Annotated in this window: 9 protein-coding genes; 6 read left to right on the top strand and 3 right to left on the bottom strand. The window is 68.8% G+C overall.

From position 1 onward, the window contains the following. Both OXN85_02240 and OXN85_02235 read left to right on the top strand, forming a co-directional pair. Positions 1–2,267, top strand: a 2,267-nt coding sequence (locus OXN85_02240; GenBank protein ID MCY3598779.1) for a peptidase, incomplete at its 5' end; no start/stop codon positions are given. Between the two features lie 29 nt (positions 2,268–2,296). Continuing rightward, entirely contained in the window at positions 2,297–3,181 is an 885-nt protein-coding gene (locus tag OXN85_02235) for a glycosyltransferase (GenBank protein MCY3598778.1), read from the top strand. Here OXN85_02235 and OXN85_02230 read toward each other — a convergent pair. From OXN85_02230 to OXN85_02220, 3 genes are read right to left on the bottom strand one after another with little or no spacing between them, the layout of a single operon-like run. Further along, a complete protein-coding gene (locus tag OXN85_02230; protein ID MCY3598777.1) occupies positions 3,172–3,996 on the bottom strand; it encodes a glycosyltransferase in 825 nt (274 codons plus the stop codon). The two genes, OXN85_02235 and OXN85_02230, sit on opposite strands and share 10 nt — an antisense overlap. Further along, complete coding sequence (locus OXN85_02225; GenBank protein ID MCY3598776.1) at positions 3,993–4,928, bottom strand: sulfotransferase domain-containing protein; 936 nt, start codon at positions 4,926–4,928, stop codon at positions 3,993–3,995. The genes OXN85_02230 and OXN85_02225 overlap by 4 nt, the downstream gene beginning before the upstream one ends. After that, positions 4,925–6,619 (bottom strand): glycosyltransferase, encoded by a 1,695-nt coding sequence (locus OXN85_02220; protein MCY3598775.1) that lies wholly within the window; start codon positions 6,617–6,619, stop codon positions 4,925–4,927. The genes OXN85_02225 and OXN85_02220 overlap by 4 nt, the downstream gene beginning before the upstream one ends. Positions 6,620–6,719: 100 nt before the next feature. Here OXN85_02220 and OXN85_02215 point away from each other — a divergent pair, with 100 nt between their 5' ends. The 4 genes from OXN85_02215 to OXN85_02200 all read left to right on the top strand — a co-directional run bounded on the left by OXN85_02215 (position 6,720) and on the right by OXN85_02200 (position 11,942). Further along, positions 6,720–7,619, top strand: coding sequence for a rhodanese-like domain-containing protein (locus OXN85_02215; protein MCY3598774.1), 900 nt, complete (start codon positions 6,720–6,722; stop codon positions 7,617–7,619). A gap of 74 nt (positions 7,620–7,693) precedes the next feature. Continuing rightward, complete coding sequence (locus tag OXN85_02210; GenBank protein ID MCY3598773.1) at positions 7,694–9,235, top strand: VCBS repeat-containing protein; 1,542 nt, start codon at positions 7,694–7,696, stop codon at positions 9,233–9,235. A gap of 17 nt (positions 9,236–9,252) precedes the next feature. Then, positions 9,253–9,669, top strand: coding sequence for a peptide-methionine (R)-S-oxide reductase MsrB (msrB, locus tag OXN85_02205; GenBank protein ID MCY3598772.1), 417 nt, complete (start codon positions 9,253–9,255; stop codon positions 9,667–9,669). Positions 9,670–9,836: 167 nt separating this feature from the next. Next, complete coding sequence (locus tag OXN85_02200) at positions 9,837–11,942, top strand: multicopper oxidase domain-containing protein (protein ID MCY3598771.1); 2,106 nt, start codon at positions 9,837–9,839, stop codon at positions 11,940–11,942. Positions 11,943–11,956: the final 14 nt, after the last annotated feature.

Here is an 11,956-nt window from a genome sequence, read left to right as displayed (position 1 = left end):
CCCCCGACGGGATGGACCTCGGCTCGAACTGGTACACGCGGGTCGAGGAGAAGACGGAGCGCTCCACGCGCGGGATCCCCGTCCTCTACCAGAAATACGTGGGGCACGACAACAACCGCGACTTCTACACGTCCTTCCAGCCGGAATCCGAGAACATGAACCGGCAGATGTACCGGACGTGGTATCCGCAGATCGTCTACAACCACCACCAGACGGGACCCACCGGGACCGTGCTCTTCGCGCCCCCGTTCCGTGATCCGTTCAACTACAACATCGACCCGATGGTCATCACGGGTATCGATCTCGTGGGGTCCGCCATGCACTCGCGCTTCACGGAGGAGGGGAAGCCCGGGGCGACGCGGCGGCGCGGGGCCAACTACTCGACGTGGTGGAACGGCGGCCTGCGCACGACACCCTACTTCAAGAACATGATCGGGCTCCTCACGGAAACGATCGGGAACCCGACCCCGATGGAGATCCCGCTGATTCTTGAGCGGGTGCTGCCCACCGACAATCTGCCCGCCCCGATCGAGCCGCAGCCGTGGCACTTCCGGCAGTCGGTCGACTATTCGGTGACCGCGAACAAGGCGGTGCTCGATGTCGCCTCCCGTTACCGCGAGACGTTCCTGTACCGCATCTGGCGCATGGGGATGAACTCGATCGAGCGTGGCAGCAAGGACAGCTGGACGATCCATCCCCGGCGAGTCGAGTGGCTGCGCGAGCAGATGCGGGCCGGAGCGGCGGAGACCGACTTCGCCCGCAACGTGGGCGGCTTCGGCGGCAGCCGCGGCACGCGCGCGGAATACGACAGGCTGTTCGAGCCCGATCTGCGCGATCCCCGCGGGTACATCCTGCCGTCGGACCAGGCCGACTTCCCGACCGCGACGAAGTTCGTCAACGCGCTGCTCGAGGGCGGCGTGATCGTGGAGCGGGCGACATCCGACTTCACAGTCGAAGGGAAGGTGTATCCCGCGGGCTCCTACGTGGTGCGGGCCGCGCAGGCTTTCCGTCCGCATGTCCTCGACATGTTCGAGCCGCAGGACCACCCTGACGACTTCCTCTACCCCGGGGCATCCCCGACGCCGCCGTACGACAACGCGGGGTGGACCCTCGCGATCCAGATGGGGGTGGAATTCGACCGCATCCTGGAGGGCTTCGACGGGCCGTTCGAGGAGATCTCCGATTGGAACGCGAGTCCCATGCCGGGAACGGTCGCGGACGCGGGAGGAGCCGAAGGCTTCGTGTTCGCTCACGAGGCGAACGACGCCTTCACGGCCATCAACCGGCTGCAGGCTTCGGGACACGAGGTCTACTGGCTCACCTCGCCGCTGCGGGAGGCCGGCCGGATGCACCCCGCCGGCACGTTCTACGTGAAGAACCGCCGCGGAACGGTCGATGCCGTCGCGTCGCTGGCCGCCGAACTGGGGATCGATTTCCGGGGCCTGGCGAACGATCCGGACGCGGACGCCCTGCGCCTGAGGGCGCCCCGGATCGCGCTCTGGGACACCTACGGCGGCTCCATGCCGTCCGGCTGGATCCGCTGGATCCTAGAGCAGTTCGAGTACGCGGACTTCGAACTCATCTTTCCGCAGCGGCTCGACGCCGGAGAGCTGAGCGAAGACTACGACGTCATCATCTTCCCGCAGGGCGCCATCGGTTCGCGCTTCCAGTTCGGCGGGGGCGGCGCGCCGGCTCCGGAGACGATCCCCGAGGAGTACCGGGACCGGCTGGGCCGGGTCACCTCCGACGCGACGCTGCCGGCGCTGGTCGAGTTCCTCGAAGACGGCGGCTCGATCGTCACCATCGGCGGGTCGACGGCCCTCGGGAACGAGCTCGGGCTCCCGCTCGAGGATCACCTGGTCAAGGACGGCGAGGCGCTGGGCCGGGAGGAGTACTACGTGCCCGGGTCGATTCTGGAGGTCACGGTGGACAACTCGCGGCTCGTCGCTACGGGGGTGCCGTCGACGCTCACGGTGTCGTTCAACAACAGCCCCGTGTTCGGCGCATCGGCGCTGGCGGCGCGGAACGATGGGGCGGGCGGGGTGACGCCGCTCGCCTGGTTCGACAGCGACAGGCCGCTCATCAGCGGCTGGGCATGGGGTCAGGAGCATCTCCAGGGCGGCGTGACGATGGCGGAAGCGAAGGTCGGCAACGGGCACCTGTACCTGTTCGGCCCGCTCATCACGCGGCGTGCGCAACCGCACGGCACCTTCAAGTTCCTCTTCAACGCGATCGCCCTCTCGTCCGCCGAGCCTGACCGGCCGTAGGCGCCGCTGGATCCGACGGAGGGGGCCGCATGAGCGGCGAGCCGCCCGCCCTCTCCGTCATCCTGAGCACGTACAACGCGCCGGACGAACTGGAACGCACGCTCCGGGGCTACTCGGTACAGACGTGCGAGGAGTTCGAGGTGGTCGTGGCGGACGACGGCTCGGGGGCGGAGACGCGCGATCGAATCGAACACCTGCGGTCGTCCACCGGTCTCGCGATCTCCCACGTCTGGCAGGAGGACGACGGGTTCAGAAAGTGTCGAATCCTGAACCGCGCGATCGTCGAGGCCCGCGGCGACTACCTCATCCTCAGCGACGGCGACTGTATCCCGCGGCACGACTTCGTGGATACCCACGCGCGGCTCGCAAGGCTCGGGCGCTTCGTTTCGGGCGGGAGAGTTCGCCTTTCGAGCGCAGCCGGGACACGGATCGAGAGAGGCGATGTCCTGGACGGTTCGCTGTTCGAGTGGCCGTGGCTCCATGAGACGGGAGCGCTGAGCCGGAGACGGGATCGGAGCAAACTCGGCCGCTCGGCGCGCCGCGCCGCGTGGCTCGATCGCCTGACCACTACGCGAGCGACGTGGAACGGGCACAACGCGTCGGCCTGGAAGACCGACCTCCTGCGCGTGAACGGCTTCGACGAACGCATGACGTACCCGGTCGAGGATCGGGAACTCGGCGAGCGGCTCCGCAACGCCGGGATTCGCCCCATCCAGGCCCGACATCGGGCGGTGTGCGCGCACGTGGAACACGACCGGCCCTGGCTCGATCCCGAAGCGCAGGCGATGAACGAACGACTGCGCGCCGAAACCCGCGGCGTGCCGCGGCCGCTCCGCATCTTCCGGGGTTCGTGTGGGCGCGACTGGACGGAGCACGGGATCCGGAAGGGCCCGCGACCCGCGGCTCACATGTAGCGATCGATGCCGTGTTCGGCGTGGACCGCGTTGGAGCGGAGCCGGCGTTCGAAGCGTTCGCGACTGGCGGGGTCGGGTGGGCGCGACTTGTGCCAGAGGTGCAGAACCGGGACGGCATAGCGGCCCTCCTTGCGTCGCACCCCGTTCCGGATGAGACGGACGACGAGATCGTTGTCCTCGAACCCCCACCCCTGGAAGCCCTCGTCGAACCCGTTCACCGCCAGGAGGTCCGAGCGCCATAGGGCGAGATTGCATCCCTTTACGCCACGCCACCGCCGGGGCGACATCCGGCGCAGAGGTCCCAGCGGCACGCGCAGCAGCGGCGTGAACCGGTCGACGCGTCCCCGGAGCCATTCGCTGAGCCAGCGGACGGCGCTCCAGCGCTCGATTGCCGTCGCCTTCCGCGCGATCGCGAACCGCGAGAGTCCGGGGTCGAGCCGCACTCGGCTGCCGTGGACGAAGTGCCCCGGCTCGGCGAGCCGGGCGTGCCTCTCCACATAGTCGGGCCGCACGAGGCAGTCGCCGTCGAGAAAGACGAGATACGGCTGTCCGGTCGCGGCGGCCGCACGGTTCCGGATCGCGGCCAGCCGATACCCCCGGTTCTCCTGCCGGACGAGCCCCAGCTTGAGGTCGGATTCCTCCACGCGCCGCGCAACGAGTTCGCGCGTGTCCGGGCCGGAACCGTCGTCCGCCACGACGATCTCGAACCGGCGGTACGTCTGTTCGGCGAGACTCCGCAGGACCGCGTCGAGGGCGTCGGGCCGCTCGTAGGTCGAGACGATGATCGCGATGCCGGGGCCGCCGCGCGCCTTCACGTCACGTATCCCGCGCGCTCCATGACGGAGCCGAACGCGGCTTCGATCCGGGCCGCGTCCGCGGGGTCCATCTCATCCTTCCAACCCTCCGCCTGTCCCCTGCGAATGAACCGTCCTTCCCCGCGGGCGCGCCCGGCGTACGCCTCCGCGCCGTGACGTGCCTCCAGGTCCCGCATCGCCTCGAACGATCCGCGCGCCGCAGCCCGGGAAAGCCGCGCGGACGTTCCCGCGGGAACGTCTCCCGCAGGAATCGCTCCGATGAAATGCGCCACGCGGCTTAGCGCGGCCTCGCGATCGGCGGCGAGATCCTCGTAACGCACGATGCAGATCCGCTCGCCGTCCTCCGCGCGTTGGAGCGCGGCCGCGACCTGCCGGTCCCATCGCTTCAGGTGCCGGTGCCAGGCGTCGAACGGGGCGCCGCCGGACAGGTAGCCGTCCACGAACCTCGAGAGCGTCATGTCACGGTCGTCGAACATCGTCGCGAACATGTGCCGGAAGGAGACCAGGACCGCCCGTGGGTCGCGCACGAGATAGAGGGTTCCGGGATAGCGGTGGGGATAGCGGGGATACTCGTTGCGGAAAAACCTCGGGTCCGGGAGGTGGTCCCAGGCGGCGATCGCGTGGTCGCGGCCGTGTACGAACGGCACGTAGTCGCCGATGTTGTAGAGGTTCACCTCTCCCTCGCGATCGTCGGACAGAAACACCGCCAGCATGTACGCGAGCCAGGTGTTCCCCGACTTCGGGTGCCCCACGAGGAAGACATCGGTAGGCCGCAGCGACCGGAGGAACCGAGGCTCCCGCGCCCGGTTCCGCAGCCCGTCGCGCAGCCGGTAGTAGCCGACCCGGCGCTTGCCGCGACCGAACCAGCGCTTGAAGGCCGGGATCGCGCGCGGCCGGACCCGGGGCGGGTCGAGCCTCGGCGGTCGGTTCACCGGGACCACGGGACCTGCCGCCCGATGAGGTCCGAGACTTCGTCCGCGTCGAACGCGTACTCCCGTTCGAGGTGATCGCGCACCCAGCCCGGCATGGGGACCGGAGCCGCCGCGTTCACAGGCTTCCTCAACGACTCGGCGTCCACCACCACGACCTTCGCCTCGAGGAATCCCAGGAGATCGCGCATCAGATCTGCGGGCCGCTCCCGGATCTCGTCCAGGAAACCGAAGAAGAACTGCTCGGGCGGAAAGTGCCCGAACCACGCGCGGAGACACGTCGCGTAATCGCTGCGCCGCCGGACCGGATCGCTGTCAAAGTAGGCGATGAGTTCCTCGCGGCTCACGGACTCCAACGGCTTGTCCCGCCACCGCGGAAACCCGTTCCGCGCCTGCGACCAGGCGCGCTCGATCGGGTCGCGCATCATGAAGATGAGTCTTGCGTCGGGCATCCAATCCGCGACGCGGCGGATGACCTCCGGCTCGAGAATCGCGTAGGCGGGCGTGATCTCGCCCCGGATCCGGCCACCCCTCCGGCCACCCCTCCGGCCGTCTCCCCTGGCGCGGACGAAGCGGGCGAGGTAGCGGAGCCGGTCGATTCGATCCCGCGCGGATCCGCTCGGGGCCGGCGCTTCGAGCTTGCGGTCAAAGAAGTGGATCTCCTTGCGGCCCATTCGGATCTGTGGGTGCGAGGAGAGGTGCGCCGCCACCCAGCTCGTGCCCGCACGCGTGGCGCCGATCCCCAGGAAACGAGGCATCCAGCGCGACAGGACGCGCTGGTGCGCCGGACGCTCGTCGGCCGGATGCCGGTTACCCCGGGCTCTGCCCGGCCGCGGCCCGCCCGATTCGCGTCGCCCCGCCGCATCGACCTCCTCATCGAGTAAGGTCGCCGGCAGGCGACGAACGGCGCCCATGTCGGCGTCGCCGGCTCCCCCGCCGCGCAGCCGCTGGAACGTCGCCCATTCCCGTCGCTTGCGGGGCGAGGGGAACTCCGTCGTCGACCAGTGATCAAACTCCTCCTCGTCCAGGAACTTCAACTCATGGAAGCATACCGGCGCGAAGTGGTGCGTGCGCAGCCAGCGGGGACGGATGAATTGTTCCCAGTGCTCCCGCTTGTGGAACCGGGCGGAGTAACCGCAGGGGGCGATCCGCACTTCCCGGTTCACCTCGCCTCGCGGGGCCAGGAACGACCCATCGGACGTCCGATAGACCGTCTGTCCGGCGAGCGACCAGGCGGCGGGCCACCCGCTTCCGAGCCGGGAAAGCATGCCGGCGAAAGCGTCCCTCTGCTCGCGGGCAAGCACCATGTCCGCGTCCCACTTGCAGGCGTAACGGCGCGTGCAGCGCGACAGCGCCCAGTTCGTGAAGTAGACGAGCGAGTGCAGCGAATCAGCGGGGGTCTCGTCGTGCTCGGGCCCGAATCGCCCCACCCGGAAAGGATACGAATGAACCCTCACCTTGCTTCCACCGGCGCCGGACTCCCGCACACGCCGCACGATCTCGACCGTGTCGTCCCGGCTGCCGTTATCGATGACGTGGATCTCGTCGAACACGGGGAGGATCGAGCGCAGGCAGTGCTCGATCTTCGACGCCTCATCCCTTGCCCGCACGAAAGCGCACGTCCCCGGCGCGCGATTGCGGCGCGGGAGGGAGAACGCGTACTCCTCGTTCCCTTCCCGGTTTCGAAACTCCATCCGGCTGAGATATGCTCACCCTGAGCGGAAAGCGAGTCGAATGCGACGGAAGAGACAACCAATGCCGAGTTCCGGAGACATCCCCATGCGACGAGTCCCCATGCAACGAATGGCGGTCCTCACGATTTGGATGGCAGCGCTGGCGAGTTCGGTACAAGCCGTCGCCGCGCAGGCGAATCCGGGCATCCTCGTGAGCGGCGACTGGCTCGTGGAGCACCGGGACGACCCTGATGTCGTCGTGCTGCACGTCGGCATGGGCCGCATGGCACCCCTCGAGGAATACGTCCGGGGAGCGCGCTTCCTCGAGTACCACGACATCGCCGTCGAACGGAACGATCTCATCACCGAACTCGCGCCGGTCGAGGACCTCGTCGAGGTCTTCCAGGCCGCGGGCGTCTCCAATGACAACCACGTGGTCGTGGTGGGGGACCCCGGTCTCCACGCGGCCCGTGTCTTCATGACGCTGGATTACCTGGGTCACGGCGGCCGCACCTCGGTGCTCGATGGAGGGCTGGCTGCGTGGAAGGCGGCGGGAGGCGAAGTCGCCGCCGAGCCGGCGACGCCCACCCGCGGCGACTTCGAGGCGGACGTCAGGGAAGACATGATCGTGACGGCGGAGTGGATACACGACCGTCTCGACGACCCGGACATGACGCTGATCGACGCACGGCCCGAGGCCGAGTACACCGGTGAGCGGCCCGGTCGGGACTTCCTGCGGGGCGGGCACATCCCCGGCGCCTACAACCTCTACTGGCAGGATCTCACGGCCGAGGACATTCCCACGTTGATCGACCTCGCCGAGGTCGAGGCGCGTTTCGACGAGGCGGGGGCGAAGAAGGACGGCGTCGTCGTCAGCTACTGCCTCATCGGCATGCGGGCGAGCTACACCTACATGATTTCGAGATATCTCGGCTACGACACGAAGTTCTACGACGCCTCGTGGAACGACTGGGGCCGGCGGGAGGACCTCCCGCTCGTCACCGGCCGTGAACGCCGGTAGCTTGAGAAGTCGGGTGGTACAAGGGGTTCGCGTGCGGTGGACCCCGTTGGTTTGAAGCTGTTGGAGGTTGCGAGATGAAGACCCTCTCCGGAGTACTCGGTGCGCTCGTCGTCGCCGCGGTGGCGGTGCTCGTTCTGGTCGGCACGGACCGCAGTGAGGCGGCCGCGACGGAAGCCCCGCCCTCGGACGCCGCCGTCGGATCGTCCTCGGCCGCCGTGTCGCTCGTCTCGCCGGCCCCGCACTCGATCGAAGCCGGTCCGGAGTCGCCGGTCGAACTCGTGCTCGCGCAGCCGCTCGATCCCGGCGGTTTCGATCCGGCGGCGCTTTCCGTGTTCGGTCGCTGGAGCGGCGTGATGACCGGCTCCGTGCAGCTCTCGGACGATGGCCGGCGCATCCGCTTCGAGCCCGGCGAGTCCTTCCACGCCGGCGAGTCGGTCACGGCTTCGCTGCGTGCCGGGGAGAGGCTCGCGGCCGGCGGCGCCATGGAGACGGGTTTCGCGTGGAACTTCTGGATCCGGCCGCAGGCGGGCTCGCTCGACATGATCGACCGGGGCTCGCGGATCGTGCTCGACGACGGCGAAAAGCACGTCCAGCCCTACGGCGCCTACGCCGGCGACTTCAACGGCGACGGCTATCCCGACATCGCGATCCCGAACGAGGTCTCCGCCGATGTCCGCGTGATGTTCAACGACGGCACGGGGGACTACAACGAATTCCGCGTCCTCGACATCCCGGGCGGGAGCTGGCCGAGCCCCAACGAGGGGGCCGACTTCAACGGAGACGGCCTCACGGACTTCGTGGTAGGGAACGCGGGGAACGACCTCGTGTCCGTCTTCCTCGCCGACGGGAACGGCTGGTTCGAGCTGGGGAGCAACATCGAGTCCGGGCAGAACGTACGCGGGGTGTGCATCGGCGACTTCGACCAGGACGGGTGGCCGGACGTGGCCGCGGTGAACATGTCGGTCGGACCGGAGGAATCCCGCGGCAACGTGGCCATGCTGCTCAACAACGCGGACGGCACGGGCGATCTGCGGCGCGCCTCCGAGATCGCCTCGCCGGGCCAGGGCGAGAAGACGTGCGCGACGGCGGACGTGAACAACGACGGCCTGCCCGACCTGCTCGTCGGAGCCTACTTCACCGACGAGGTCCTCACCTACCTGGGCGACGGGCGCGGCAACCTTGAGCTGGGCACGCGCGTGCGCGCCGGCGGCAAGCCGTGGATGATCGTGGCGGGCGATGTGAACGGCGACGGGGACGTCGACGTGATGTCCGCGAACCGCGAAGGGAACAACGTGGCCGTCCTCATCGGCGATGGCGCGGGCGGCTTCGCGGATCCCGTCGAGTACGAGACGGGCGAGTCGCCGCTGGCGGTCGACGTGGGCGACATCGACGGCGACGGCGACCTCGACGTGGTGACGAGCGACTTCGAGGGCAACAGCTTCACCGTGCACGAGAACGCGGGCGACGGAACGCTCGTGAACCCCCGGTCGTACGCGGCGAGCACCAACGGCTCGTGCGTCGTCATTCACGATCGCGACCTGGATGGGGATCTCGATCTCACCGGCGTGGACGAGACGGACGACAAGATCTTTCTCCTGGAGAACCCCGGGGGATGACCCGGTAGACGGGGAAGATGGGTTACATGGGGAAGGTAGACAGGAAGGCGAAGCAGGAGTGGCGGGAGAAGCTCCCGGAGCAGGCCTACAAGGTGCTGTTCGAGGAAGCGACCGAACGCGCGGGGACGAGTCCGCTGAACGATGAGAAACGTCCCGGCACGTTCGCGTGCGCGGCGTGCGGCGAGGCGCTGTTCACCACCGACATGAAGTACGACAGCGGCACGGGGTGGCCGAGCTTCTTCGAGACGCTTCCCGACGTCCTCGAGACGAAACGCGACTTCAAGCTCATCCTGCCGCGGACCGAATACCACTGCGCCCGCTGCGGCGGACACCAAGGTCACGTCTTCAACGACGGGCCCGAGCCGACGGGCAAGCGCTTCTGCAACAACGGCGTCGCGCTCCGGTTCATCCCGGACGACGACCCGGACGACTGATCCGGCACCCGGCGCGGGCGCTGACGGCGGGAGTATTCGGCCTGCTCGCCGCGGCGCCCCCCGCGGCGGGCCAGCTTCCGGGCTCCAGCGGCGCCTGCGAGGCACGGGCCGCGGAGACGCGCGCCGCCGGAGCCGCGGGCGCGCTCACGGACACGCCGACGGGCCGGGTGGCGGCCGACCTCCATTGCATCAGTCTCTTCTCCACGGCACGGGCCGGCGACGCGCAGGGGTTCGTCGAACTCGGGCGGGTGCCGTCGCCGTTCGGCGTGACGGTGACGCCGACCGGCCACCACGTCCGCGCGTTGACCGCGCACATCGAGGGCCTCCCGCCCCCCTCCACCCTCGGGCCGTACACGGTCTACATGGCGTGGGCGACGCCGCTCGAACTGGCTCCCGTGGTGCCGCTGGGCCCGGTCGGAAACGGCGAGCACGCGCTGGGGCGCGTCGCGCTCAACAAGTTCCTCGTGATGGTCAGCGCGGAGGCGTCGGCCGCTGTGGAGGAGCGCGAGGGGCCGCTCGTGCTGCGCGGGCGCTCGCCGTCCGCGCTTATGGAGGCGCACGACCTCCTGGCCCTCGCGCCGTCGGCGACGCGGCGGGCGGCCGACCGGGCCCCGAGTCGCTGGGACGCGCCCCCCGCGTACCCCGGCATCGCCATGCTGCCCGGCGTGATGGACCTCGAACCGCGCGCCCGCCCCGCAAGCCTCCAAAGCGCGGCCGATCTGCCCCCGTGGGAGACGCTCCCGGAGGTGGCCGCGCGCCAGCCCGTCGACCTCCCCGACGGCGGCACGCTCGACCTCGAGGCGACCATCGTCCGGCGGGAAATCGACGGCCGCCGACTCGCCATGCTCGCCTTCAACGGCCAGCATCCCGGACCCCTCATCCGCGTCCCGGAGAAGTCCACCATCTTCGTGAACTTCACGAACCGGACCCCGTATCCGACGGCGGTGCACTGGCACGGCATCCGGCTCGACAACCCGTTCGACGGCGTCCCCGGCCTCACGCAGGACCCCGTCGCCCCCGGCGAGTCGTTCCAGTACCGGATCTACTTCCGGGACGCGGGCATCTACTGGTACCACCCGCACCACCGCGAGGACATCCAGCAGGAACTCGGCCTGTACGGAAACCTCCTCGTCGACCCCGCCGACCCGGACTACTACGGGCCCGCGAACCGCGAGGAAGTCCTCATCCTCGACGACATCCTCCTCGACGAGGACGGGCTCGTGGACTTCGGCGAGGAATCGGCGAACTACGTGCTCATGGGCCGGTTCGGGAACCGGGCCCTCGTCAACGGCGAGCCGGGCTACGAACTGGAGATCGACCGGGGCGAGGTCGTCCGCTTCCACCTCACGAACGCCTCCAACACGCGCACCTTCAATCTCTCATTCGCGGACACGGAACGCGGCGGGCTGCCCGATCCCGACCAGCGCGCGGCGGATCCCGGCGCGGCGGACCCGAATCGTCTTCCGCTCAAGGTCGTCGCGTCGGATGTGGGCCGCTTCGAGCGCGAGGAGTGGACCAGAAGCGTGGTCCTGGCGCCTGCGGAGCGCTACGTGATCGACGTCCGCTTCGACCGGCCCGGCACGCACGCGCTCGTCAACCACGTACAGGGAATCAACCACCGGCAGGGCGTCTTCCGGGCCGAACTCCGGACCATGGGCAACGTGACGGTCGCGCCACGGGCCGCGGCCGACGACCACGGGCCCTCCTTCGAGACCCTGCGCGAACATGCGGACGTCATCGCGGACATCGACCGTTACCGGCCGCGCTTCGACGACGAGCCCGACCATGAACTCGTGATGACGCTTGAGACGGAGGATCTCCCGCTCCCCATCGAGCGCTCGATGGCCTACGACTGGGTCTACTTCAACCCGGTGGAATGGACCGGGACGATGCCGCGCATGAACTGGGCCACGACCGGGCGCGAGATCCGCTGGGTTCTGAGGGAGACGGCCACCGGGCGGGAAAACGAGGAGATCGAGTGGAACTTCGCGGTCGGGGATGTGGTGAAGATCCGCGTCATCAACGACCGCGGCGCCTTCCACGCGATGCAGCACCCGCTCCACATCCACGGCCAGCGCTTCCTCGTCCTGTCGCAGAACGGGGTGCCGAACCCGAACTTGGTGTGGAAGGACACGGTCCTGTTGCCCGCCGCATCCACGACGGACATCCTGCTGGAACTGTCGAACCCAGGCCGCTGGATGATCCACTGCCACATAGCGGAACACCTCGAAGCCGGGATGAAGATGACGATGAACGTCGCCGAGCCTCCGTGACGGAGAGGTCTTCC

The organism is Candidatus Palauibacter australiensis (genome assembly GCA_026705295.1).
Classification (GTDB): Bacteria; Gemmatimonadota; Gemmatimonadetes; order Palauibacterales; family Palauibacteraceae; genus Palauibacter; species Palauibacter australiensis.
Note: the sequence above shows the minus strand (reverse complement) of the source record. Positions and strands in the feature narration are given on the sequence as shown.